Genomic DNA, 23,976 nt, shown 5'->3' with positions numbered 1-23,976 from the left:
TGCGGGCTCGAATTGACGGCGACAACGTCTGGGAGCTACTCCCCTTCTGGGGCCGATTCTGCGGGTTGGATGGGTTGGCGTCAAATCGGCGGCCTGCCGGGCCGTGGCGCCCGTCTACAATAGGGAGATGAATACCGTCCCCACTCCCGTTGTCCGCCTTAAAAACGCCTGGCGCTCCAGCCACCCGTGGATCTTCCAGAAACTGGTCGAAAAGCCCGCCGTCCGCCCGAAACCCGGCGCCATCGTCGATGTGGTCGGCGTGGATGGGGAGTGGATCGGGCGTGGCTTCTACAACGGTCATTCGCGCATCGCCGTGCGTATCCTCGAGACCGACCAGCGCGTCCCCGTCGATGCAGGCTGGTTCTCGCGGAAGATCGCCCAGGCGGTGTCGCTGCGCCGTGACGTTCTGAAGCTGGATGCCATCTCCGATGCCTGGCGCGTGGTCCACAGCGAAGGCGACGGCCTGTCTGGCCTGGTGGTGGACCGCTATGGCGACCTGGTGGTGGTGGAGTTTTTCGCCGCCGGCATGTTCCGCCACCGCGAGTGGATCTACGAGGCCCTGCGCGAGCAGTTCCCGGGCTGCCGCTTCCACAGCTTCGCCGACGAACACGTGCAGAAGCAGGAAAGCTTCGACTTCCATGGCAACACCACCACCGAAGCCTCGGTCATCACCGAGTACGGCGTGAAGTTCCGCGCCGACCCGGCCGGTGCGCACAAGACCGGCTTCTTCGCCGACCAGCGCGAGAACCGCCAGTGGCTGAGCCAGGAGGTGGAAGGCAAGTCCGTGCTGGACCTGTGCTGCAACACCGGTGGCTTTGCGGTGTACGCCGCCGCGCGCGGTGCATCGGACGTGCTGGGCATCGATATCGATGAAGACGTGATCGCCATCGCCAAGGGCAACGCGCGTCTGAACAACGTGCGGCCGCGCTTCGTGCAGTCCGACATCTTCCCGTGGCTGCGCGATGCGGCCAACCGCGGCGAGCAGTTCGATGTGGTGATCCTGGACCCGGCGAAGATGACCCGCGACCGCGACCAGGTGATCACGGCGCTGAAGAAGTACCTGGACATGAACAAGCTGGCCCTGGGCGTGGTCAAGCCGGGTGGCCTGTTCGCCACGTTCTCGTGCACCGGTCTGGTGGCCGAGGACCAGTTCCTGGACATGCTGCGTCGCGCGGCGTTCTACTCCGGCCGCACCATCCAGATCCTGAAGGTCTCCGGCGCCGGCCCGGATCACCCGTTCATGGCCCACGTGCAGGAATCGCGCTACCTCAAGGCCGTGTTCTGCCGCGTGCTCGATTGACCTTCGCGTGCCGACCAACGGTCGGCACCTACCGCAGAATGGCGGGGCAGGTACCGACCGTTGGTCGGTACGCTTTGCTATGGTCTGACGCATTCCCATCTGAAGAGAGGCGTCATGACGTTGCGCAGTCTGTCCCTGCTGGTGTCACTGGCGCTGTGCGCGCCGCTGTCGGCCCACGCCATTGAATTCAGCGCGCAGGAACTTGCGCGCGCTGCCACCCTGCAGAAGAAACTGCTGACCCTCGACAGCCACCTGGACACGCCGGCGAACTTTCACCGTGAAGGCTTCGACATCCAGCAACGCCACGACCATAACGCGTTGTCGCAGGTGGACCTTCCGCGCATGGTGGACGGCGCGCTGGATGGCGGGTTCTGGGCCATCTACACCGACCAGGGCGACCGCAGCCCGGCCGCGCAGCAGCACGACCGCGATGCGGGCCTGCTGCGGCTGATGGAAATCCGCGAGATGCTCGCCGCGCATCCGGATACCTTCGCGCTGGCATTGACCGCCGCCGACGCCGCCCGGATCAAGGCGGCTGGCAAACGTGTGGTCTATATCAGCATGGAGAACGCCAGTCCGCTGGTCGACGATCCCACGCTGCTCAGCTTCTACCACAAGGCCGGCCTGCGCCTGCTCAGCACGGTGCACTTCGCCAACAACGAGTTCGCCGATTCGGCTACCGACAGCAAAGGCGCCGAATGGAAGGGCCTGAGCCCCGCCGGCAAGACGTTGGTGGACGAGGCGGTACGTCTTGGCATCGTGATTGACCAGTCGCATGCCTCCGATGCGGTGTTCGACGACCTGATCCAGCGCATGCCGGTGCCGTTCGTGTTGTCACACAGTTCCGCCAAGGCGGTCTACAACCACCCACGCAACCTGGACGATGTGCGTCTGAAGCAGCTGGCCAAGGCCGGCGGGGTGATCCAGGTGAACGCCTATGGCGGCTACCTGATCGACACCGGCAAGAATGAGGCACGCGCGCAGGCCGAAGACGCGCTGATGAAGCAGATCGGCGCCGATTACGATGACCTGAGCATGGCTCAGGGCGTGCAGCTGAAGCAGGGTCTGGCCGAGATCGATCAGCGCCTGCCGCTGCGCAAGGCCACCTTGGACGACTTCTTCGCCCACTTCGAGCACATCCTGGCCGTGGTCGGCCCCGAGCATGTGGGTATCGGGCTGGACTGGGACGGCGGCGGCGGGCTCACCGACCTGCAGGACGTGAGCGATCTGCCGAAGATCACCGCCTGGCTGTTGCGCAAGGGCTACACCGAGAAGCAGATCGCGGGGATCTGGGGGAGCAACCTGCTGCGTGTGCTGCAGCAGGCGCAGGACTTCGCTGAGCAGAAAGCGCGCACCACCAACGGTGGCGCGCTACCGCGGTAGGTACCGCAAGGAACGGCACCGCCGTTCCTGACGTCGCTTGCGACGGCCTGAAGGGGGCCCGCCAACGGCGGGCGTACCGTTGGTCGGTACTCCCCCAATACCTTAACGGCCGATCAGCGCATTGCGGCGGCTGTAGAGGAAATACACCGCCAGGCCAATCACGTTCCAGATCAGGAAGTACAGCTGGGTGCTGGTTGGCAGGCTGACGAACAGGTAGATGCAGCCCAGTGCGGCCGCCGGGCCGATGAACCAGGCGATCGGCGTGCGGAATGTGCGTTTGGCGTCCGGTGCACGGCGGCGCATCACTACCAGGCAGATACCCACGGCCGTGAAGGCCGCCAGCGTGCCGGCATTGGCCAGTGCGGCAATTTCGTCCAGCCGCGCCACGCCGGCCAAGGCCGACACCACGGCGGCACTGAACAGCGTGGTGGCCACCGGGGTACCGGTGCGCTTGTTCACTGCCGACAGGCCGCGCGGGAGCAGGCCATCGCGGCCCATGACGAAGAACACGCGGCTTTGGCCAAACAGGAAGGCCAGCAGTACGGTGGGCAGCGCAATGATGGCCACCACCCCGATGACCGCTGCCGCCTTGGGCTGGCCCAGTTCACGCATGATCAGGGCCAGCGGTTCGGCGCTGCTGCCAAACACCGCGTAGCTCATCGCGCCAACGGCGGCCAGCGCCACCAGCATGTAGATGATGGTGCAGCCGACCATCGAGCCGATGATGCCGATCGACAGGTCACGGCCCGGGTTCTTGGTCTCTTCGGCTGCGGTGGAGATGGCATCGAAGCCGTAGAAGGCGAAGAAGATGATGGCCGCCGCGGCCATCACGCCACGCTCCACGCCATCCGGGCCCAGCGTCTTGGCGAAGCCGTGCGGCATGAACGGGTGCAGATTGGCCGAATCGAACGCGGGCAGCGCCACGGCGACGAACACGCCCAGTGCGATGATCTTCAGCACCACCAAGATGGCATTGAGCGTGGCGCTTTCCTTGGTGCCCAGCATCAGCCCCCCGGCGACCACCCAGGTGATGAGCACCGCCGGCAGGTTGAACACGCCGCCTTCCACATGCGGGCCCGCCGAGAGCGCCAACGGCAGCCGGATGTCGATGCCGAAGTTGCCGTGTATCCACTCAAGGAAGCCGACGAAATACCCCGACCACCCCACCGCCACGGTGCTCACCACCAGCGAGTACTCCAGGATCAGGCTCCAGCCGACCACCCAGGCGAAGATTTCACCCAGCGCGGTGTAGCTGTAGGTGTAGGCGCTGCCGGCGGCCGGCATCATGGTGGACAGTTCGGCATAGGACAGTGCCGCGCAGGCACAGACCGCACCGGCGATGGCGAAGGAGATCAGCACCGCGGGGCCGGCCAGGTTGGCACCCACGCCGATCAGGGTATAGATGCCGGTGCCGACGATGGCACCGATGCCCATGGCGATCAGGTGCGGCCAGCTGAGGGTACGAACCAGGCTCCTGCCGGCTTCATGGACGGTGACGGAATCGAGCGGCTTGCGCCGTAGCAGCGATGACATGGAACCTCACAGAGTGACGGGTATCGACAATTTTCCGAGTGTGACCGAACGCGGCGCAGCATTACTACTGCCGGACGTCGTGAATCCCTTGACGATCATTTGAAACAGCCTGCGGCGACGAATGTGGCACAACCCGGCTTGCCGCGATCAGGGGGCCCCAGCGCGCCACATCACAGGCGCCCTGTGGGTAGATGACGCAGGTGTCATCGGGGAGTTTCTTGCAGCGCAGAATCCCCCGTTCATCGAATACCCGCCAGCCGCAGGCGTCTGCCTCGGCTTCGCAGATGCGCCGGCGCAGCCCCAGCAACAGGCTGGCGGCGCAATCGAAGCGGCAGCCCCGTAGCTCGATGCGATCCAGCGGCTGCAGGTCCGCCACGATCCGCTGCACCGACGGGTGCGCCAGGTCGACGCGGTCGGTGCTCAATGCCAGCAGGCGCTCGTCGTGGCCGGTCAGGTGCTGTACGAAGTACACGGGGGTGGTCATCTCGCAATTGCCTCGCCACGGGTCGGACGCCCGTGATGGCAACGATTGGACACCTGCCCGCGATCCGGAAGAATTACGCGCTTTTGATCGGCAGGCCGCGTTTCGATGACAGGCTCTATCGCAGCAGGCGGGGGGCGCGGGTCAAACGTCCACCTCGCAAGGGTTCAGCCACTCAGCCCCAAGCGCACCCCGAATCCGATCAGGAAAATCCCCGCCACGCGCTTCAGTATCACCCCTACACGTGGATGCTGGATGATCCGACGGCGCAACAGGTTGCCCACTCCGATCAGGACCGAGCAATACGCCAGACTGAGCACGAAGATCAGCGTTGCCATGCTCGCGAACGTCAACACGCCCTGGTGCCCCAAGGGGTCGATGAACAGCGGCAGGAAGGCCATGTAGAAAATGATCGCCTTGGGGTTGAGCAGGCTGATCAGCACGGCCTGGCGGAAGTAGTGCCCCGGCTGCAGGCGGACGCCGCCGGTTTCACCGCTGGCAGGCGCGGGCCGCAGCAGGCCGATGCCCACCCACACCAGATAGGCCGCACCGAGGTACTGCACGGCGTGGAACACCACCGGGTTGGCCTTGAGCAGGGCGGCCACGCCGGCCACCGCCAGCCACATCAGGATCTGGTCGCCCAGCAGCAGCCCGAACAGCGCGGTGTAACCGCCGCGCACGCCGCCACGCCCGGTGGCGGTGAGCAGGGTGAAGGTACCCGGGCCGGGCAGCGCCAGGAACACCAGCACGGCGATGACAAAGGTCCACAGGTCCTGGATGCCCATCCACGGCATGGCGGCGACTCGAATACGGGGCCGCCATTGTCGGCTACCCGGCCGGGTGCCGACAGCGCTATGGCGCCGGAACCGGCAGATCGGCCAGCATGGGCTGCAGGCGCTGGGCGCACAGCCCATGCAGTTGGCGGATCGCGGGCGAAAACTGCTTGCGATGCGGGCAGACCAGATTCAGCGGCAGGTTGTCGCCTGCGCCCCCCATCAGCACCTGCAGGCGCCCGGCGCGCACATCGTCTGCGACATCCAGCCACGACTTGAACACGATGCCCTCGCCGGCCACCGCCCAGCGCCGCACCACGTCGGCGTCATCGCACACCAGCTGGCCGCGCACCGGTACCACCACGCGCCGGCCGTCCTGTTCGAAACTCCAGCGGTCGTAGGGGCGCCCGGCCAGCTGGTAGACCAGGCAGTGATGGTCCTTCAGCGCCTCCAGCGATGCGGGGGTGCCATGACGCGCCAGGTAGGACGGTGCGGCACACAGCACCCGCCGGTTGCCGGGCAGCAGCGGCAGCGCCACATAGCTGGCGGCGTCAAAGCGGCCCAGCCGGAACGCGATATCCACCGGATCGCGGAACACGTCGGCCACCTGGTCCGAGAGCAGCAGGCGCAGCTGCAGCTTCGGATGCGCGGCGCGGAACTCGGTGAGCCAAGGCAGCAGCACGTTGCGGCCCAGGTCCGATGGCGCGGCCACCTGCAGCACGCCGTGCAGCTCGGCATCCTCACCGCGAACCCGGGCCTGGCCCTCGTGCAGGGTGTCCAGCAGGTCCCGGGCGTAGGGCAGGTAAAGCACGCCTTCGGCCGTGAGACGCAGGCTGCGCGTGGAGCGCACGAACAGCCGCAGGTCCAGCTCCCGCTCCAGCCTGGCCACGGCCGCGGCCACCTGGCCGGGCAGCAGGTCAGCCTCACGCGCCGCACTGGAAAAACTGCCCAGCGCGGCGGTGCGGACGAACAGCTGCAGATCCTCGAAGCGGACCATTTTCATTTCCGGAGTGAAAGTGCTGCTGCATTCTGCTCCTTTCCGGGCGGGGCAGGGCAGGCGACCCTGAGCGCCTCTTCCAAAGGATCTCCCATGAAAGCCATCGCCTATACCCAGCACGGCCTGCCCATCACCGATCCGACTGCGCTGGTCGACCTCACCCTGCCAGTGCCGGTCCCGGGCCCGCGCGACCTGCGCGTGCAGGTGCGCGCGGTGTCGGTGAACCCGGTCGACACCAAGGTCCGCCGTGGCGTGGCCGTCGAGGCCCCGCGCGTGCTGGGCTGGGACGCGGTAGGCATCGTGGACGCGGTGGGCAGCGAAGTGACCCTGTTCCAGCCTGGCGACCCGGTTTTCTACGCCGGCGACATCAACCGCCCGGGCAGCAACGCCGAGTACCAGCTGGTGGATGAGCGCATCGTGGGTCGCAAGCCGGCAAGCCTGGACGATGCCGCCGCCGCGGCGCTGCCGCTGACCGCGATCACCGCGTGGGAGCTGTTGTTCGACCGCCTGCGCATCGCCGAAGGCGGCGGCGAAGGCCAGACCCTGCTGGTGATCGGCGCCGCCGGCGGGGTGGGTTCGATCCTGGTCCAGCTGGCGCGCCAGCTGACCCGGCTGACCGTGATCGGCACTGCCTCGCGCCCGGACACCCAGGACTGGGTGTACGCGCTGGGGGCCCACCACGTCATCGACCACAGCCAGCCGCTGACCGAAGGCCTGGCCCGGATCGGGATCGAGGCCGTCACCCACGTGGCCAGCCTGACCCACACCGACCAGCACTACGCCCAGATCGTCACCGCGCTGGCACCGCAGGGCCAGCTGGCCCTGATCGACGACCCCGGCCAGCTCGATGTGATGGCGCTCAAGCGCAAGAGCCTGTCACTGCACTGGGAATCGATGTTCACCCGCTCCAGCTTCAGCACGCCCGACGTTCAGCAGCAGCACGTGCTGCTGAACCGGGTGGCCGATCTGGTCGACAGCGGGGTGCTGCGCACCACGCTGGGCGAGAACTACGGCCGTATCGATGCGGCCAATCTGCGCCGCGCGCACGCGCACATCGAAAGCCACCGCGCGGTGGGCAAGGTGGTGCTGGAAGGCTTCTGAGTTTCAGGCCACGCCGTTGTCGCAGTGGCGGGCAAACCCGGGGCGCGGGCCGAGGCGGTGGAACCACGCCGCCACGGCCGGCAGTTCGGGTCTGTCGCCCGGGGTCAGCCGCCAGCGCTGGGTGGAAAGCCCCAGCACGATGTCGGCGAGTGTGAACTCGTCCCCGGCCACGTACGCGCCGGTCCCGGCGAGCTGCTGATCCAGTTGCTGCATGAGCCGGTTCCACTGCACCAGACTGGCCTGCGCGGCGCCATCGTCAGGGTAGGCGGGGTGCTGGCGCACGCGGGCCATGAACACGTGCCGCCAGGCGGTGTTGAGGTCGGTGGCCTGCCAGTCATCCATTGCTCCACCCGGGCCCGCGGCCGCGGGTCGCGCGGCAGCAGGTCGTGGCGGCCGGCTGCCGCGGCCAGGTAGCGGCAGATGCTGTTGGATTCCCACAGCACGAAGTTGCCATCGCGGATCACCGGGACCTGGCCGTTCGGGTTGAGCGGGTGCAGGGCCGCGAGGAAATCCGCATCGTGGCCGTCGGCCCCGAGCTGCCGGTATTCCAGGCCCAGCTCGGCGCACAGCCAGAGCACCTTGCGCACGTTGATCGAGGTCGACTTTCCCAGGACATCCAGCATGGAGCGATCCGGCGCAGCGAATGAGACCGGCTCAGCCTACACTTCCTCCATGCAATCTGAATTCCTCATCCTTGGCGGCCTGCTGTGTGCCGTCCTCATCCTGCAGCTGGTGTCCCTGCTGCGGCGTTCCGGCCATGGCGACCTCGAGCAGAGTCTGCGTGAGGAGGCGCGGACCGGCCGCAGTGAGCTGCGCGAGCAGCTCGAGGGGCTGGGCCGGCAGCAGGACGCGCGGCTGGAAACCTTCGCGCGCGCGCTGACCGACCTGTCCACCCGCACCGACCAGCGCCTGGACCTGCTGCGCGATGCGCTCGGCGAAGACGCGCGCAAGGCCCGCGAGGACGCCGGCCAGGCCCAGCAGCGCAACGACGCGCACCTGGCCGCGCTGCGCCAGACACTGGCCGACGACGCCCGCCTGGGGCGTGACGAAACCGCGCAGTCGCAGCAGCGCCTGGCCGAATCGCTGGGCCTGCGGCTGCAGGAGATGACCCAGCGCAACGAGCAGCGCATCGGCGAGATGCGCGCCACGCTGGAGCAGCAACTGCAGAACCTGCAGGCCGACAATGCGCAGAAGCTGGACCAGATGCGGGTCACGGTGGACGAGAAGCTGCAGACCACGCTGGAAGCGCGCCTGGGGGCGTCGTTCCAGCTGGTGTCCGACCGCCTGGAGCAGGTGCAGCGCGGGCTGGGTGAAATGCAGCAGCTGGCCACCGGCGTGGGCGACCTCAAGCGGGTGCTGACCAACGTCAAGAACCGCGGCAGCTGGGGCGAAGTGCAGCTGGACAACATCCTGGAGCAGACCCTCACCCAGGAACAGTACGCACGCGGCGTCAAAGTGCGCCCGGACAGCGGAGAAATGGTGGACATCGCGGTGCGCCTGCCCGGGCGCGGCCATGACGACACTCCGGTGTGGCTGCCGATCGACTCCAAATTCCCGCGCGAAGACTACGAGCGCCTGCTCGATGCGCAGGAGCAGGGCGACGCCGACGGCGTGCGCGTGCAGGGCGCGCAGCTGGAACGCGCGATCCGCATCCAGGCCAAGTCGATCTGCGACAAGTACATCGTGCCGCCGCACACCACCGATTTCGCGGTGATGTTCCTGCCCACCGAAGGCCTGTACGCCGAGGTGATCCGCCGCCCGGGGCTGGTGGACCTGCTGCAGCGCGAACACCGCGTGGTGGTGGCCGGGCCGACCACGGTCACCGCGCTGCTCAACAGCCTGCAGATGGGCTTCCGCACCCTGGCCATCGAACAGCGCTCAAGCGAAGTGTGGAGCCTGCTGGGCGCGGTGAAGAGTGAGTTCGGCAAGTTCGCCGGCATCCTGGAAAAGGCTGAAAAGCAGATCAGCACGGTCGGCCGCAGCCTGGGCGAGGCCAGCCGCAAGACCCGCACCATCGAGCGCCGCCTGCGCGGGGTGGAGTCGCTGGGCAGCGAGCAGACCGATCTGCTGCTGGGCGATGCCGGTGGCGACGACGACGACACCGGCGTGGACGAGACCACCATCGCGCAGGACTGACACCTGATGCCTGCACACTGCACTCCCTGCCTTCATTGTCTCCAAAAGGATTGAACCGATGCGCTTTGGCTTGATGCTGTCCCTGATGTTTGTGCTTGCCGGCTGCAGCACCGCACCCCACGCGGCCGGTCCCACCGCGCCTGCGCCCGGCACCGACGCTGCGGTCGCCGACGCGGCCAGCTGTGCCGCCGCCGGCGGTGAAATGAAGCCGCTCGGTCGTCTGCAGCGCCTGCAGTGCGTGAAGCCTTACGCGGATGCCGGCAAGACCTGCAGCGCCAAAGCCGATTGCACCGGACAGTGCCTGGCCGACGGCGAAACCGAGCTCGTGGCCGGTGCGAAGGCGCGCGGCATCTGCCAGGCCGATGTGAGCCAGAACTTCGGCTGCCGCCAGCGCATTGACAATGGCGTGGCGCAGGGCACGATCTGCGTCGATTGATTCCGCTCCATCCCCCTCCAGGATTTCCCGTGAGCCAGACCGTCTACGACATTCCCGTTTCCACCATCGATGGCCAGCCGAGTTCGCTGGCCGACTACCGCGGCAAGGTGCTGCTGGTGGTCAACGTCGCCTCCAAGTGCGGCCTTACCCCGCAGTACGAAGGCCTGCAGGCGCTGTACGCCGACAAGCACGCGGCCGGCCTGGAAGTGCTGGGCTTCCCGGCCAACAACTTCCTGGCCCAGGAGCCGGGCAGCGACGCGGAGATCCAGCAGTTCTGCCAGCTGGAATACAACGTGGGCTTCCCGATGTTCGCCAAGATCAGCGTGGCCGGCGCTGACATCCACCCGCTGTACCAGCAGCTCACCCAGGCCCAGCCGGCCGCCATCGGCGAAGGCCCGATGCGCGAAAAGCTGCAGGGCGCAGTGGCCAAGTACCCTGACCTGGCCGTCAACCCGGCCCCTGCGGTGTTGTGGAACTTCGAGAAGTTCCTTGTTGGCCGCGACGGTCAGGTGATCGCCCGCTTTGCCCCGGACGTACCGGCCGACGATGCGCGCCTGGTCGCGGCCATCGACGCCGCACTCGCCGCCTGAAAAAGAAACCCCGCGAGAGCGGGGTTTTTCTTTCGATCAGTTACCCCAGTCGGGCATCGGCATCGCATCGACCGGAATCGGCGCGCTGTCGTCGTCGTGGCCGCGATCGCGGCGGCTGCGCAGGTCGTTCTGGATCTGGTAGTTGCGGCGCTGCAGCCAGGCATCGCGGGTCAGCGCGTACTCATCCACGGCGTTGTCGCGGATGTCGTCCAGTGCCAGCAGCTGCGAGCGCATGTCCACCAGCTGCAAGCCCTGCAGGGGGATGCGGATCTTGTCTTCCTCGATTGTGCGGATCGGCGACAGCGGAATGTCGCCGGCCAGGCCGAACACGTCGCGCACGGTACGCGGGCCAAAGAACGGCAGCTCCACGTAACGCGAGCTGCGCCAGCCCCACGCGCCAAGGGTCTGGCCGAAATCTTCACTGCGGCGCGGTACCAGCGCGCGGCTGGCCGGGTCGAACAGACCCCCGATGCCGAGCGTGGAGTTCATCAGGAACCGGCCCAGGCTGTCCCAGGCGTCGCCTGGGCGGCCCTGCAGCAGCTGGTTGGTGATCGTCACCGGGGCGCGCAGGTTGCTGAAGAAGTTGGTCACGCCGGTGCGTGCGAAGCGCGGCACCACGTTGGTGTAGGCGGTGGCCAGCGGGCGGGCCACGGCGCGGTCGACCACGTTGTTGAACGCGTGCACGCGGCGGTTGAAGCCTTCCCACGGGTCGTACGGCGAGCGGCCCGGTTCGGCACCGTCGGCGGTCGGCGCCGGACCGCCGTACAGCGCGGCGAAGTCGTCCTCGGCACCGGTCGGCGGGGCTTCGGTCGTCGCGGCCGGTGGCGTGGCGCCATCGGTGCCTTCAGCGGCAGCCACAGGTGCTGCAGCCGCATCGGTTGCCCCAGCGGTGGCGGCTGGCGCGTCGGTACCCACGTCAGTGGCTGCGGCAGGCGCGGTCGCAGCGGGCGGCACCGCCACGCTGGCCGGCGCGCTCTCGCGTGCAGGCTTGGCCGCACAGGCGCTGAGCGCCAAGGCAAGCAGGAGAAAGAAAGCGTTGCGTACGACGTTCATGTCAGCTCGCGGCAGTAGGGGCATTGAAATCCAGGGACGGCGCCAGCCGGTAGGCAGCGCTGAGTTCATTGAAACCGGCAGGCATGCCGTTGAGGGCCAGCGTACGCCCGTTGGCGCGCGCGTGTGCGGACAGCTCGGCCAACAGCGCCAGGCCGGCGCTGTCCACACGCTCCACGGCGGTCAGGTCGAGCTGGGTCACTGCCTCGGGCAGCGCCTTCAGCTTGGGCCACAGCGCGACCACCGCGTCACGGTCCAGCACGCCCGCGATGCGGGCGCTCGGGCCATCCAGCTGGACGGTGGCGTTACTTGCCATTGCCGGCCGGCCCGGCCTGCAGGGACCCGCTGCGCAGGTCGTTGGCCACGGCCTTGATGCCCTTCTGGCGCAGCGGCGCGTCGAACTGGGTACGGAAGGTCTGCACGTAGGAAATGCCTTCGATGTTCACGTCGAAGATTTTCCACTGGCCGTTCACGTTGCGCATCATGTATTCAACCGGGGTGGACTCGCTGCCGGCGCGCAGCAGTTCGGTGGAGACCTTGACACCGCGGTTGCCGGGCAGCGGCTGCTCACCCTTCAGGCGGAAGCTGGGCTTGCCCTGGATGGTCAGCAGGGCCGAACCGTAGCGTTGCATGAGGTTGTCGGCCATGGCGTCGGCGAACAGCTTCACGTCCGCGTCGGAAGCACCGCGCGCATTGGCACCCAGCACCAGGCGGGCCGCGTAATCACGGTCGAAGGTCCGGTTGAGTTCGCTGTCGATGTAGCTGCGCAGGGCGGCCGGGTTCTTGCTGAACTCCGCCTTGCGCTGCTGCAGGGTGGACAGGATGCGCGTGCTGGCGGCGAGCACTTCCGTGCCAGCCCCCTGCGACGCGGCGGTGGCGGCCGGTGCCGCCTGGGCGAACGACAGCGAGGGAAGGGCGGCGAGCAGCGCCGACGCGAGCAGTGCCTTGATCAGGGTCTTTTTCATTTCTGCGGTTCCGTTGCCGGCGCTTCCGCGCCGGGAGCTTCCTGGGAAGCGGCGCCGGCATTGCCCGGGCCGCTGAACATGTATTTGCCGACCATCTGGATCAGGTCCACGGCCGGCTGGGTGAAGACAATCTCGTCACCGGACTTGAGGACCTCCGGGTCACCGCCCGGCTGCAGTCCGATATAACTTTCGCCGAGCAAACCGCTGGTGAATATGCCGGCGGAGGTGTCGGCCGGCAGATCCTTGAACTTCGGGTCCAGCTTCAGGGTCACGATCGAATCAAAGCGGGTCGGGTCCAGGTCGATGTTGCCCACCTGGCCCACCACCACCCCGCCGATCTTCACCGGGGCCTGCTTGCGCAGCTGGCCGATCTGCGTGAAGCGTGCCTTGAGTTCATAGCCCTCGCTGCCGAAGCCCCAGCGCTGGTTTGTCGATGCCATTGCCAGCACCAGCAGCGAGGCCAGCGCCAGCAGCAGGAAAGCGCCGACGGAAAATTCGAGTCTGGGACCGCGGATGGCCATGTTCATCTCACCGTATCTGATCAGGTGCCCGAAGCCGAAGCCCAGGCGGAAGGTTGGTTGGGCGTCAGCGGAACATCATGGCCGACAGCACGAAGTTGAACATCAGCACCAGCAGCGAGGCGTTCACCACTGCGCGGGTGGTGGCCACCGACGTGCCTTCGATGGTCGGCTCGGCATGGAAGCCCACGTATGAGGCGACCAGCGCGGCGGTACCGCCGAAAATGGCCGATTTCAGCATTGCCACGCCGAAATCGTCCCAGAAATCCACACTGTTGCTCAGTGCCGACCAGAACACGCCGTTGTCCAGGCCCAGCACGTGCACGGCCTCGAAGTAGCTGGCGCTGATCGCCAGCGAACAGAAGATGCCGGTCAGCAGCGGCACGGTCAGCACCGCCGCCCAGAAGCGCGGCGCCACGACCTTGGCTACCGGATCGATCGCCATCAGCTCCAGCGCCTTGATCTGGTCGGTGGCGCGCATCAGCCCCAGTTCGGCGGCAATGGAACTGCCGGCGCGGCCGATGAACAGCAGTGCGGTCAGCACCGGCGCAAGCTCGCGGTACAGCGACAGGCCCAGCAGGGTAGACAGCGCATCGGCGGCACCGAACGTGGTCAGCGTGCGGTAGCCCTGCAGGGTCAGCACCAGGCCGACAAAGGCACCGCCGACGGCGATGATCGGCAGCGAACGTGCGCCCACCTTGTAGATCTCGCGGGTCAGCTCGGCCAGGAAATCGGCGGTCGGCAGCGAACCGCGCAGCACGGTCAACGAGAACAGGCCGGCCCGGCCCAGCGAACGGGTGCTTTCAACGAACGGCATCAGGCCACCTTCGCGCGGGGCGCGGCATCGAACGGGATCGGGCCGTCCGGCTGCCCGTGCAGGAACTGGCGCAGCAGCGGGTCCTGGCTCGACTCCAGCGCGGCGGGGCTGCCCTGGAAAACCACGCCGCCATTGGCGATCGCGATCACCTGGTCGCAGATCGGCAGGGTCTCGTGCACATGGTGGCTGACGATGATGCTGGTCAGGCCCAGGCTGTGGTTGAGGCGTTGGATCAGGCTCATGATCACGCCGCTGGCGATCGGGTCCAGCCCGGTCAGCGGTTCGTCGTAGATCATCAGCGGCGGGTCCAGTGCCAGCGCACGCGCCAGTGCCACCCGGCGCGCCATGCCGCCGGACAGCTCGCGCGGCCAGGCATCGGCTGCGGCCAGCAGGCCCACCGCGTGCAGCTTCATGTCCACCAGCCGGCGCAGCACCGGGGCTGGCAGCCTGGTATGCGTGCGCAACGGCAGCGCCACGTTCTCGGCCACCGTCAGGTCGGTGAGCAGGCCATTGCCCTGCAGCAGCACGCCGACACTGCGGCGCATCTCACGCAATGCGCTGCTGCCGGTGGGAATCGGCTTGCCGAACAGGGTCACGGTCCCCGCTGCGGGGCGCAGTTCGCCGGTCAGGGCGGCCAGCAGCGTCGACTTGCCGCTGCCCGACGGACCCAGCACGGCGGTGATGCTGCCACGCGGTACCGACAGCGAAACGTCGCGCAGGATCGCCCGACCGCCGCGATCAATGCGCACGTTCTCCAACTGCACCAGCGATTCTGCAGAAGCCGTCATGGACGCCATTAACAAAATTCCAACGTTGTAAGATCGTGGTGGGCGGCTGAACAAAACCGAACTGGACCGTGCAGTATTGTCGCATGTCGGGGTCCCAAGCCCCGCCACGGCGCGGTTGCCAGCCCGCAACAGTGCGTACCGCCTCGATCCGTGCTGGAGGTCACAGACGTCACCGGCCTGCCGCCGGTATCGGCGAGGGTCGAGATTGCCGCCGGGCTGCGGCACACTGCCGTGATGACCGACCCTGCTTCAGACTTCCGCCTGTACCACTCCAATTCGCTCGACGTGCTGGCCGCGCTGCTGGCCCGCACCCTGCGCGAGCCGGTGGTGGGGCAGTCGATCCTGGAGCCGGATGTGGTGCTGATTCCCCAGGTGGCAATGCGGCGCTGGCTGCAGTCCACCCTGGCGGCGGAGTATGGCATTGCCGCCAACCTGGCGTTCCTGACCCCAGGCGAGTTCGTGGCCCGCGCGCTCAATGCCAATGTGCCCGGCGAGCACGACGATCTCACCGCTGCCGCGCTGCACTGGAAGCTGTACGCCGCGCTGACCCACCCCGGCCTGATGACGCAGCCGCCGCTGCGCGCGCTCCAGGCCTACCTGTCGCAACCCGACCCGCTCAAGCCGTGGGCGCTGGCCGGTGAGCTGGCCTCGGTATTCGAGAAGTACCAGGCCTGGCGCCGCGACTGGCTGCTGCGCTGGGAGGCGGGGGCCGACCCGCTGGATCCACAGGCGATCCTGTGGCGCCACATCGGCAGCGGCCACCAGTACCGCGCGCGACGCATCCATGCCTACCTCGAAGGCTTCGAAGGCGCCGACCGTCCGCTGCCTGCAGGGCTGCCACCGCGTCTGTTCGCCTTCGCCACCTTGAATGTATCGCCGGATGTGCTGCGGGTGGTGGCCACCCAGGCACGGGTCGGCACGCTGCACTTCTACCTGCCTACGCCGACGCGTTCCTACTGGGGCGACCTGCAGACCCTCGGCGGGCGGCTGCGCTCCGGCGCGGCCGATCCGTTCGGCAACGGCAGTGACGAAAACCGCCTGCTGCAGGCCTGGGGCGCGGCTGGCCGCGACTTCATGGCGGTACTGGGCAGCTATGAAGTAGTGCATCCGTCCGGTGAGATCGCCGCTTACGACGATCCTGAAGATGACGGGCGCCCGGACATGGCGCACGGCGGCCTCGCCGACAGCCTGCTGCACCGCCTGCAACGCGACCTGTTCCACCGCCGCCCGCAACCCGCAGGTGCGTTGCGCCCGGCACTGCTGCGCAACGACCCCAGCCTGCAGGTGCATGCCTGCCACACGCGCCTGCGCGAGCTCCAGGTGCTGCATGACCAGCTGCGCGCGCTGCTGCAGGACCCGCGCTTCGACCCGCCACTGCAGGCGCGCGACATCGCCGTGCTGGCTCCGGACATCGACCCCTACGTGCCGTACCTCGAAGCCGTCTTTGGTGGACGCAGTGGTGGCGAAGACCATATTCCCTACGCGCTGGCCGATACCAGCCCGCTGACCGGCGAACCGCTGGCCGATGTGTTCGTGCACCTGCTCGGCCTGCCGGTATCGCGTTTTGGCCTCAACGAAGTGCTGGACCTGCTGTCGAGTGCGCCGCTGGCCGAAGCCGCAGGGCTGGACGCGGCCGCGTTCGACCGCCTGCACGACTGGCTGCAGGCCGCGGGCGCGCGGTGGGGCCTGAGCGCGGCGCACCGGACCCAGCACCAGGCGCCCGAAGATGACGCCTACACATGGCAATTCGCGCTGGACCGCTTGCTGATTGGCCATGCCAGCGGCAGTGACGGCGACATTGCCGGGGTGGCGCCATGGCCGGAGCTGGAAGGCAGCGCGCTGGAGGCGCTGGACCGCCTGCTTCGGCTGCTGCGGGTGCTGGCCCACTACCAGCGCGCGCTCGGCCAGGCGTTGAGCCCGGCGCAGTGGCGCCAACGCCTGCTGGCGATGCTGGATGCGCTGCTGCCCGGCACACCGGAAGCGGCCAGCAGCCAGCGCGCGCTGGAACGGCTGCGCAAACTCATCAGTGAATTCGCCCGCGATGCCGAATGCGCTGGGTTCGCCGGCACCGTTCCCCCGGAGGTGGTGCGCGCGCACTTCGCCGGTGCACTGAGTGAGGCCGACACGCGCGCGCCGCTGCTCACCGGCGGCATCAGCTTTGGTCGCATGGTGCCGATGCGGCTGCTGCCGTTCCGGGTGATCTGCGTGCTCGGCCTGAACGATGGCGACTTCCCGCGCCGCGACCCGGCCGCCGGGCTCAACCAGCTCACCGCCGAACTGGGTACCGACAAGCGCCGCCACGGCGACCGCTCGCTGCGCGAGGACGACCGTTTCCTGTTCCTGCAGCTGTTCGCCTCGGCGCAGGATGTGTTCTACCTGAGCTACCTGGGCGCGGACCCACGCGATGGCAGCGTGCGCGAGCCATCGGTGCTGGTCAGCGAGCTGATCGATGCCGCCGCCGAATACCACGAGGATCCGCCGGGGGCTGCAAAGCAGCTGACCGTGCGCCACTCGCTGCAGCCGTTCTCGCCTGCCGCGTTCGGGGGAGGCGACGAGCCGCGCCGCTTCAGCTACCGGCGGCAATGGCACCCGGCCGCCGGTTCGCTGGGCAGCATGCGCCGCGCGCCACCGCCGTGGTTCGAGCAGACGCTGCCGCCGCTGGACGTTGAGGCCGCGCCGGAACTGTCGCTGGATGCACTGCGCCGCTTCCTGGTCGATCCCGCCGGTCAGTTCCTGTCGCAGCGACTGGGCCTGCGCCTGCCTGATGAACTGGCTGCCGCTGACGACCTGGAGCCGCTGGTGCTGGCCGGCCGGGGCCTGGAACAGCGCCTGCTGCAGCACGCGGTGATCGAGGCCACCCTGCAGGGCGACGATACCCCCCTGTATGCCCGCCTGCGCGCCCGTGCGCTGCTGCCGTCCGGCGCACTGGGCGAACGCCAGTTCCACGCATTGCAGGAGCAGACCCGCCCGTACGCCCTGGCGCTGTCCCAATGGCGCGGCAGCAGCGACGCCGACAGCCGCCGCTATGAGGTGGAGGTCGGTGGGGTACGACTGCATGGGCGAGTGGACGACATCCATCCGCAGGGCATCGTGCGTCTGCGCGCGGGCAGCTTGAACGGCCCGGCCGCGATCCGGCACGGACTGGACTGGCTGCTGGCCAATGCAGCCGGCGACGCGCTGCCGCTGGTCGAGTTCCACGACGGCGGCGAAGACGGCATCGGGCCGCACGTACTGCCGGCATTGCCCGCGCCCACTGCCAGGGCAGCGTTGCAGGCGCTGCTGCAGCTGCGCCGCGATGGCATGCGCGCGCCGCTGCTTTACGGGCCGTACACCGCCTGGACGCTGTACCGCGCGCCCGTCGCCAAGCGCGAGAGCGAAGGCTGGGCGCAATGGCATGGCGGCGACCGCCGCTGGGGCGAGGCCAGCGGCGATGCCGTGCAGCTGGCCCTGCGTGGCCGTGACCCCTTCGCCGACCCCGACAGCTATCAACAGCTGCTGCACACCAGCTTCGTGGTGTTCAGTGCGGTCCGCGAGAGTCGGGTGTTCCAGGGTTTCAACGACGAAGGCGCCGTGGCATGAGCGGGCAGATGCTGCACGACGACCCCTACCTGTCGCTGCCGCTGGAGGGCGTGCGTCTGATCGAGGCCAGCGCCGGCACCGGCAAGACCTTCACCCTGGCCACGCTGTTCACCCGGCTGGTGGTGGAGCAGGGTTACCGCATCGGCCAGATCCTGGCGGTGACCTTCACCGACGCGGCCACCCAGGAACTGCGCAAGCGTATCCGCGAGCGCCTGGCGCTGGCCGCGCAGCTGCTGGCGCACGCACCGACCGCCGACGAGGCCCCCGAGGTGCAGTTGACCCGCTACCTGCTGCAGCGCGAACTGGCGCTGGGCCGGGAAACACCCGTCGCGCTGGCGCAGCGCCTGCAGACCGCCGCCGACGAGATCGATCTGGCGTCGATCTTCACCATCCACGGGTTCTGCACCCGCGTGCTGCGTGAGCACGCGCTGGAAAGCGGGCACACTTTCGACCCGCCAACGCTGCTGCCCAGCGAACGCGAGCTGCACGACCAGTTGGCCGCCGACCTGTGGCGCGTGCACGCCAACGACCCGGCCACGGTGGATGCGTTGACCCGCCTGTGGTCCACGCCGGATGGGCTGGCGCGCGACCTGCCGACGCTGATCAAGCCGTTGCCGCTGTTGCCCGCGCCGCCCCGGCAGCATCGTGAGGATCCCAGCGCCGCGCTGCACGCGGCAGCCGACGCGCTCGCCAGCGCGGTCGATGCGCATGTCGAAACCGCCCAGGCCAGCATCGTCAACGCCTTCGACCGCAAGATCTTCGACGGCCGTCGCGCACGCCGGCCCAGCTTCGACAAAGCCTTCGCCGAGCTGCAGGCCGGTCGTGCGGCCCGCAACTGGCCACGCGGCGCCACCTCCCACCTGGGCAAGCTGCTGCCGGTGGCGCTGCTGGGGTTCTGCAGGGAGGACCAGCAGGGCCATTGTCCCGCCTCGCCCCTGTTCGAGGCGCTGCAGAGCTGGTGGCATGCCGCCGATGCCTACGACCAGTGGTTGCGCCAGCAGGCCCTGCTGCTGCTTCACGAGCTGCGCAGCCAGGCCCGCGAGCGGCTCCACGAGCTCAAGCGCGTTGGCCGCGTTCAGACCTACGATGACCTGATCGACGGCGTGGCCGCCGCACTGGACGGCCCGCACCGCGCGGCGCTGGTGCAGCAGCTGCGCGCGCAGTACGCCATCGCGCTGGTGGATGAGTTCCAGGATACGGACGACCGCCAGTGGAGCATCTTCGAGCGAGTGTTCGGCGATTCGCCCGAAACCCGCGAAGCCGGGCTGGCCCCGGCGCTGTTCCTGATCGGTGACCCCAAGCAGGCCATCTACGGCTTCCGCGGTGGCGATATCCACACCTACCTCAAAGCCAAGCGCGAGGCGGTGGCCGCGCCGCCGTTGAAGCGCAACTTCCGCTCGCGCCCCGGCGTGCTGCGCGCGCTGCAGGCGCTGTACGACGCCGCTGGCGAGCGCGCGTTCCTGGAAGCAGGCATCGCCTTCGAACCGGTGCTGCCCGGCAGTACCCGCACCGATGCCGATTACCTGCGCGATGGCGCGCCCGCGCCGGGCCTGACCCTGCGCCTGCTGCGCAGCGACGACGGGGCCGACCTCAAGGCCGATCCGTCGCGGCAGCAGGCCACCGATGCCTGCGTGGCCGCGATCCACCACGTGCTGCTGGAGGGCCGCGAAGGCCGTGCGCTGCTGCGCGGCGAACCGGTGCAGCCGGGCGACATCGCGGTGCTGGTGCGCCGCCACCACGAAGCCACCCGAATCCAGCGCGCGCTGAGCGCGGTGGGCATCCCGGCGGTCGCAGCCGGCAAGCAGAGCCTGTACGCCACCGCCGAAGCCCGCGAACTGCGCGTGCTGATGCTGGCCCTGCTGCAACCGGCCGACGAAGGCCGCCTGCGCGCTGCGCTGTCAACCGTGTTGCTGGGCGAAAACGCTGCCTCCATCGATGCGATGGAACGCGACGGCGACCCGCAGCGCGCGTTCCAGACCCGGCTGCTGCTGTGGCGTGAGCGCTGGCTGCGCGGCGGGCCGTTCGCGGTCATCGCCGACCTGTGTGCGGACAACGCCGAGCGCCTGCTGGGCCTGCTCGATGGCGAACGCCGGCTCACCAATTACCTGCAGCTGGGCGAGCTGCTGCAGCAGGCCGCCGGCCAGGCACTGGGGATGCACGGCCTGCTGGACTGGCTGCAGGTGCAGATGGCGCATGCCGACCAGGACGACGAACAGCAGCTGCTGCGGCTGGAATCGGACGCACGCCGGGTGCAGATCATCACCCTGCACAAGAGCAAGGGCCTGGAATACCCGCTGGTGTTCCTGCCGTTCGTGGGCATCGACAGTGGTGGAAGCAACACCGATTCCAACTGCACCGTGTACGCCGACGGTCGTCGCGAGCTGCACTGGAAGCTGGACAAGGACGAAGCCTGGAGCGCGGCCAGCGAGCGCAGCGCACAGGAACAACGCGCTGAAGACGCGCGCCTGCTGTATGTGGGCCTGACCCGCGCTGAGCACGCGTTGTGGATCGCAGCCGGCGACCTGGCCGGGCTGGCGAAGACGCGGCTGGCGCCGATGCTGTCCGACCTGGAGGCGCTGCGCGCGCACCCGGACATCGCAGTGATCGAAGGCCCGGTGGAGCCACGCCCGGCGCAGCTGCCGGTGCAGCGCGAAGGCGAGCTGCCGCCGGTGCGTGCGATCACCCGGCGGGTGCCGCACGACTGGTGGGTGTACAGCTTCACCCAGCTGGCGCATGCCGATGCCGGCCACGACACCGACGCGGTAGCCACTGAAGCACCGGCCCCTGCCGCCGACGAACCGGCAGGCCCGGAGCTGCCACTGGAAGTGGAACCACCCGCAGCCGGTGAACTGCCGCCGGAGACCGACCCGCGGTTCACGGGCAGCCGCTTCGGCAACGTGCTGCACGATGCTCTGGAGAACACCGATTTCGCGCGCTGGGCCGACTGGCGCGCGGGCGACCCGGCACCGGGCGATGAGGCGGAGGTGCTGCGTGAATCGCTGCGCAGCGAAGGCTACGCCGATGCGGACCTGGACGACGGCGTGGCGGTGCTGGTGCCGCTGGTCGGCCAGACCCTTACCGTGCAGCTGCCCGAAGGCGGCGCGCTGCACAGCTTGCCGCTGCACGACAGGCGGGCCGAAATCGAGTTCCACTTCGCCATGCAGCCCACCGCGGTGCCGGCGCTGCTGCAGCTGCTGCACCAGTACGGGCTGGTGCCGGACCGCCGCGGCTTTGGCCCGCGACGCCAGCTCGAGGGGCTGATGACCGGCAAGATCGACCTTACGTACGTAAGGGACGGACGCTGGTACGTGCTTGACTACAAATCCAACCGGCTGCCCGGCTACGACGCCGCACGCCTGGCGGCCGCCATGCAAAGCAGCGAGTACGACCTGCAGGCGCTCATCTATACCGTGGCGCTGCATCGCTGGCTGCGCTTCAGGCTGGGCCGCGACTACCAGCAGGCGCGCGACCTGGGCGGCATCCGTTATCTGTTCTGCCGGGGTCTGGTGGCCGGGCGCGCGGATGCGCCGGGCGTGCACGCGCAGCGCTTCGATCCCGCGTTGGTCGAAGCAATGGATGTCCTGTTCGCCGGCGGGCCGCAGAAGCACGCCGAACTGGTGGCACGCGCCTGGGGTGAGGCATGAGCCTGCTTGAGGCACTGCTGAAGCAGGGCACCCTGCGCATCCTGGACCACGCCCTCGCGCAGAGCCTGCGTCGGCTGCAGCCGGATACCCCCGATGCAGTACTGGCCGCTGCCGCGTTGGCGTCGCTGGCCGTAGCGCAGGGCCACGCGGGCTTCGACCCGGCCGCGCCCGCAAGGCTGGTAGATGCCGAGCTGGACTGGCCGGCGCCAGAGGGGTGGCTGGCGCAGCTGCGCGCATCGCCCTGGGTGGCATTGCCCGACAGCGACGACGCGCTGGCTGCCGATGCGCCACTGGTCCTGGAACATGGTCTGGTGTACCTCCGGCGTTACCGTGAATACGAACGTCGCTTGGCGCTGGGATTGCAGCGCATCGCCTCGCAGCCGCTGCCTGCGCATGATCCTGCCGGGCTCTCCACGCTGTTCGCACAGTTGTTCCCCCAGGCGCTGGACGGCATCGATCACCAGGCGCGCGCGGCGGCGGTAGCGCTGCGCCACCCGCTGGTGCTGGTTACCGGCGGCCCCGGTACCGGCAAGACCACCACCATTGCGCGCCTGCTGGTGCTGCTGGCCGCGCAGGCGCGGCAGGCCGGTGCGTCGCTGCCGCGCGTGGCACTGTGCGCGCCCACCGGCCGCGCCGCCGAACGCATGGCCGAAAGCCTGCGCCAGGCCCTGCAGCGGTTGCGCCTGGTCGGGGTGGCCGCCGAACTGGCCGAGGCCATGCCGACCACCGGTGCCACCCTGCACCGGCTGCTGGGCGTCATTCCCGATTCGCCGCGCTTCCGCCACCACGTCGACAACCCTCTGCCGTACGACATCGTGGTGGTGGACGAGGCTTCGATGATCGACCTGCCGCTGATGACCAAGCTGGTCGAAGCGGTGGCCAGCGGCACCCGGCTGGTGCTGCTGGGTGATCCTGACCAGCTGCCGTCGGTGGAAGCCGGCGACGTGCTGAGCGCGATCCTGCAGGCCAGTGGCGACGGACTGGGTACCCAGGCTGATGATGCGGCCGCCCTGCGCCCGCTGCTGGCGGCTCCCGCTTTACTGCCGCTGGCACCGCCGCAGGCGTTCGCCGGCCGCCGCGTGCAGCTGCAGCGCGGCTACCGGCAGAGCGATGCGCTGGACCTGGTGCCGCTGGCACGCGCCGTGCGCGAAGGCGACAGCGCTACCGCGCTGCAGCTGCTGCGCGGCGGCACGCTGGCCGGCGTGGCCTTCCACGAGGACCAGGTCGATCCCCTGCTGCAGCACCGCCACACCCTGCTGGCGCACTGGCGCGGACTGGGTGAGGCTGACGATCCGGTGCAGGCGCTGGCGCAGGCCGGTCGGCTGCGTCTGCTTACCGCCCTGCGCGAAGGTCCACAGGGCGCGCGCGGACTCAACGAGCGCATCGAAGCAGCCCTTGCCGGAAGCGCGCGCCCGGGCGCTGGACCGCGTTACTTCCACGGCCGGCTGCTGCTGGTTACCGAGAACAGCTACCGGCACCGCTTGTTCAACGGCGATATCGGGCTGTGCCTGCGCAGCCGCGAAGGCGCGATGCTGGCCTGGTTCCCCGGGGACAGTCCGGAGCAGCCGCGCGCGTTCCACCCGGCTGCATTGCCCGCGCACGAAAGCGCCTTCGCCATGACCGTGCACAAGGCCCAGGGCTCGGAGTTCGATGAGGTCTGGCTGCAGCTGCCACGGCGCGACAACCGGGTGCTGTCGCGCGAACTGGTGTACACCGGCATGACCCGCGCGCGGCAGGCCTTGCATGTACTGGGCAGTGCAGAGGTGTTGCAGGCCGCGTTGGCGCGGCATGCCAGCCGGTTGTCCGGGCTGGCCCAACGGCTGGGCGCGGGCGCCACGATCACTGATGTGGCGGCGGCGCCCGCCCAGGGCGAACTCTGGTAGAG

Annotated in this window: 18 protein-coding genes and 2 pseudogenes; 9 read left to right on the top strand and 11 right to left on the bottom strand. The window is 68.6% G+C overall.

What is annotated here, in order from left to right; translation table 11 throughout:
- Positions 1-127: 127 nt before the first annotated feature.
- On the top strand, positions 128-1,300 hold the full coding sequence (locus ACGFZ3_RS15450) for a class I SAM-dependent rRNA methyltransferase (protein ID WP_392923017.1): 1,173 nt from the start codon (positions 128-130) through the stop codon (positions 1,298-1,300).
- 114 nt (positions 1,301-1,414) lie between these two features.
- On the top strand, positions 1,415-2,683 hold the full coding sequence (locus tag ACGFZ3_RS15445) for a dipeptidase (RefSeq protein ID WP_392923014.1): 1,269 nt from the start codon (positions 1,415-1,417) through the stop codon (positions 2,681-2,683).
- Positions 2,684-2,785: 102 nt separating this feature from the next.
- Here the strand turns inward: ACGFZ3_RS15445 and ACGFZ3_RS15440 are convergent, their stop codons facing one another.
- The 4 genes and pseudogenes from ACGFZ3_RS15440 to ACGFZ3_RS15425 form a co-directional block, all read right to left on the bottom strand.
- A complete protein-coding gene (locus ACGFZ3_RS15440; RefSeq protein ID WP_392923011.1) occupies positions 2,786-4,216 on the bottom strand; it encodes an amino acid permease in 1,431 nt (476 codons plus the stop codon).
- Between the two features lie 64 nt (positions 4,217-4,280).
- Entirely contained in the window at positions 4,281-4,700 is a 420-nt protein-coding gene (locus ACGFZ3_RS15435) for a hypothetical protein (protein WP_392923009.1), read from the bottom strand.
- A gap of 164 nt (positions 4,701-4,864) precedes the next feature.
- Positions 4,865-5,491, bottom strand: coding sequence for a leucine efflux protein LeuE (leuE, locus tag ACGFZ3_RS15430; protein WP_392923006.1), 627 nt, complete (start codon positions 5,489-5,491; stop codon positions 4,865-4,867).
- A 17-nt stretch (positions 5,492-5,508) separates the two neighbouring features.
- Positions 5,509-6,473 (bottom strand): annotated as a pseudogene (locus ACGFZ3_RS15425) (LysR family transcriptional regulator); the annotation flags it as partial.
- Positions 6,474-6,560: 87 nt separating this feature from the next.
- On the opposite strand from ACGFZ3_RS15425, the gene ACGFZ3_RS15420 reads away from it, so the two are divergent.
- Positions 6,561-7,568 (top strand): zinc-binding alcohol dehydrogenase family protein, encoded by a 1,008-nt coding sequence (locus ACGFZ3_RS15420; protein ID WP_392923003.1) that lies wholly within the window; start codon positions 6,561-6,563, stop codon positions 7,566-7,568.
- A 3-nt stretch (positions 7,569-7,571) separates the two neighbouring features.
- Here ACGFZ3_RS15420 and ACGFZ3_RS15415 read toward each other — a convergent pair.
- A pseudogene (locus tag ACGFZ3_RS15415) lies at positions 7,572-8,191 on the bottom strand (glutathione S-transferase family protein).
- A gap of 49 nt (positions 8,192-8,240) precedes the next feature.
- Here ACGFZ3_RS15415 and rmuC point away from each other — a divergent pair.
- The 3 genes from rmuC to ACGFZ3_RS15400 are packed head-to-tail and all read left to right on the top strand — an operon-like array spanning position 8,241 to position 10,730.
- Positions 8,241-9,704 (top strand): DNA recombination protein RmuC, encoded by a 1,464-nt coding sequence (rmuC, locus tag ACGFZ3_RS15410; RefSeq protein ID WP_392923000.1) that lies wholly within the window; start codon positions 8,241-8,243, stop codon positions 9,702-9,704.
- Positions 9,705-9,762: 58 nt separating this feature from the next.
- Positions 9,763-10,140: a hypothetical protein gene (locus ACGFZ3_RS15405; protein ID WP_392922996.1), complete on the top strand. Its 378-nt coding sequence runs from the start codon at positions 9,763-9,765 to the stop codon at positions 10,138-10,140.
- Positions 10,141-10,169: 29 nt separating this feature from the next.
- Complete coding sequence (locus tag ACGFZ3_RS15400; protein ID WP_392922993.1) at positions 10,170-10,730, top strand: glutathione peroxidase; 561 nt, start codon at positions 10,170-10,172, stop codon at positions 10,728-10,730.
- A 36-nt stretch (positions 10,731-10,766) separates the two neighbouring features.
- On the opposite strand, the gene ACGFZ3_RS15395 is transcribed toward ACGFZ3_RS15400, so the two are convergent.
- From ACGFZ3_RS15395 to ACGFZ3_RS15370, 6 genes are all read right to left on the bottom strand, one after another.
- Complete coding sequence (locus ACGFZ3_RS15395) at positions 10,767-11,783, bottom strand: VacJ family lipoprotein (RefSeq protein WP_392922989.1); 1,017 nt, start codon at positions 11,781-11,783, stop codon at positions 10,767-10,769.
- 1 nt (position 11,784) lies between these two features.
- A complete protein-coding gene (locus tag ACGFZ3_RS15390) occupies positions 11,785-12,096 on the bottom strand; it encodes a lipid asymmetry maintenance protein MlaB (protein WP_392922986.1) in 312 nt (103 codons plus the stop codon).
- A complete protein-coding gene (locus ACGFZ3_RS15385) occupies positions 12,086-12,745 on the bottom strand; it encodes a phospholipid-binding protein MlaC (protein WP_392922984.1) in 660 nt (219 codons plus the stop codon). Before ACGFZ3_RS15385 ends, ACGFZ3_RS15390 begins: the two co-directional genes overlap by 11 nt.
- The gene (mlaD, locus tag ACGFZ3_RS15380) at positions 12,742-13,266 is read right to left on the bottom strand and encodes an outer membrane lipid asymmetry maintenance protein MlaD (protein ID WP_282246564.1); all 525 of its coding nucleotides are present in this window, start codon (positions 13,264-13,266) and stop codon (positions 12,742-12,744) included. The genes ACGFZ3_RS15385 and mlaD overlap by 4 nt, the downstream gene beginning before the upstream one ends.
- Before the next feature lie 64 nt (positions 13,267-13,330).
- Positions 13,331-14,080 (bottom strand): MlaE family lipid ABC transporter permease subunit, encoded by a 750-nt coding sequence (locus ACGFZ3_RS15375; protein ID WP_068847974.1) that lies wholly within the window; start codon positions 14,078-14,080, stop codon positions 13,331-13,333.
- Complete coding sequence (locus ACGFZ3_RS15370; protein ID WP_392922979.1) at positions 14,080-14,868, bottom strand: ABC transporter ATP-binding protein; 789 nt, start codon at positions 14,866-14,868, stop codon at positions 14,080-14,082. The genes ACGFZ3_RS15375 and ACGFZ3_RS15370 overlap by 1 nt, the downstream gene beginning before the upstream one ends.
- A 234-nt stretch (positions 14,869-15,102) precedes the next feature.
- Between ACGFZ3_RS15370 and recC the strand changes: the two genes are divergently transcribed.
- From recC to recD, 3 genes are read left to right on the top strand one after another with little or no spacing between them, the layout of a single operon-like run.
- Entirely contained in the window at positions 15,103-18,447 is a 3,345-nt protein-coding gene (recC, locus tag ACGFZ3_RS15365) for an exodeoxyribonuclease V subunit gamma (RefSeq protein WP_392923580.1), read from the top strand.
- The gene (locus ACGFZ3_RS15360) at positions 18,444-22,091 is read left to right on the top strand and encodes a UvrD-helicase domain-containing protein (protein WP_392922976.1); all 3,648 of its coding nucleotides are present in this window, start codon (positions 18,444-18,446) and stop codon (positions 22,089-22,091) included. Before recC ends, ACGFZ3_RS15360 begins: the two co-directional genes overlap by 4 nt.
- Positions 22,088-23,974, top strand: a complete 1,887-nt coding sequence (gene recD, locus ACGFZ3_RS15355; protein ID WP_392922973.1) for an exodeoxyribonuclease V subunit alpha — start codon at positions 22,088-22,090, stop codon at positions 23,972-23,974. The genes ACGFZ3_RS15360 and recD overlap by 4 nt, the downstream gene beginning before the upstream one ends.
- Positions 23,975-23,976 lie beyond the last annotated feature (2 nt).

This window comes from Stenotrophomonas sp. NPDC047960 (assembly GCF_043204395.1).
In the GTDB taxonomy this organism is placed as follows: Bacteria; Pseudomonadota; Gammaproteobacteria; order Xanthomonadales; family Xanthomonadaceae; genus Stenotrophomonas.
The sequence above is the reverse complement of the archived record's forward strand: the minus strand, read 5'-3'. Positions and strand labels throughout refer to the sequence as shown.

Bases quoted from the DNA above. Each gene is read 5' to 3' on its own strand.
- ACGFZ3_RS15385 (WP_392922984.1), bottom strand. From the start codon at position 12,745: ATGAAAAAGACCCTGATCAAGGCACTGCTCGCGTCGGCGCTGCTCGCC.
- ACGFZ3_RS15375 (WP_068847974.1), bottom strand. From the start codon at position 14,080: ATGCCGTTCGTTGAAAGCACCCGTTCGCTGGGCCGGGCCGGCCTGTTC.
- ACGFZ3_RS15450 (WP_392923017.1), top strand. From the start codon at position 128: ATGAATACCGTCCCCACTCCCGTTGTCCGCCTTAAAAACGCCTGGCGC.
- ACGFZ3_RS15445 (WP_392923014.1), top strand. From the start codon at position 1,415: ATGACGTTGCGCAGTCTGTCCCTGCTGGTGTCACTGGCGCTGTGCGCG.
- ACGFZ3_RS15420 (WP_392923003.1), top strand. From the start codon at position 6,561: ATGAAAGCCATCGCCTATACCCAGCACGGCCTGCCCATCACCGATCCG.
- ACGFZ3_RS15390 (WP_392922986.1), bottom strand. From the start codon at position 12,096: ATGGCAAGTAACGCCACCGTCCAGCTGGATGGCCCGAGCGCCCGCATC.
- rmuC (WP_392923000.1), top strand. From the start codon at position 8,241: ATGCAATCTGAATTCCTCATCCTTGGCGGCCTGCTGTGTGCCGTCCTC.
- ACGFZ3_RS15395 (WP_392922989.1), bottom strand. From the start codon at position 11,783: ATGAACGTCGTACGCAACGCTTTCTTTCTCCTGCTTGCCTTGGCGCTC.
- ACGFZ3_RS15405 (WP_392922996.1), top strand. From the start codon at position 9,763: ATGCGCTTTGGCTTGATGCTGTCCCTGATGTTTGTGCTTGCCGGCTGC.
- ACGFZ3_RS15360 (WP_392922976.1), top strand. From the start codon at position 18,444: ATGAGCGGGCAGATGCTGCACGACGACCCCTACCTGTCGCTGCCGCTG.
- recD (WP_392922973.1), top strand. From the start codon at position 22,088: ATGAGCCTGCTTGAGGCACTGCTGAAGCAGGGCACCCTGCGCATCCTG.
- recC (WP_392923580.1), top strand. From the start codon at position 15,103: ATGACCGACCCTGCTTCAGACTTCCGCCTGTACCACTCCAATTCGCTC.
- leuE (WP_392923006.1), bottom strand. From the start codon at position 5,491: ATGCCGTGGATGGGCATCCAGGACCTGTGGACCTTTGTCATCGCCGTG.
- ACGFZ3_RS15435 (WP_392923009.1), bottom strand. From the start codon at position 4,700: ATGACCACCCCCGTGTACTTCGTACAGCACCTGACCGGCCACGACGAG.
- ACGFZ3_RS15370 (WP_392922979.1), bottom strand. From the start codon at position 14,868: ATGACGGCTTCTGCAGAATCGCTGGTGCAGTTGGAGAACGTGCGCATT.
- ACGFZ3_RS15440 (WP_392923011.1), bottom strand. From the start codon at position 4,216: ATGTCATCGCTGCTACGGCGCAAGCCGCTCGATTCCGTCACCGTCCAT.
- mlaD (WP_282246564.1), bottom strand. From the start codon at position 13,266: ATGGCCATCCGCGGTCCCAGACTCGAATTTTCCGTCGGCGCTTTCCTG.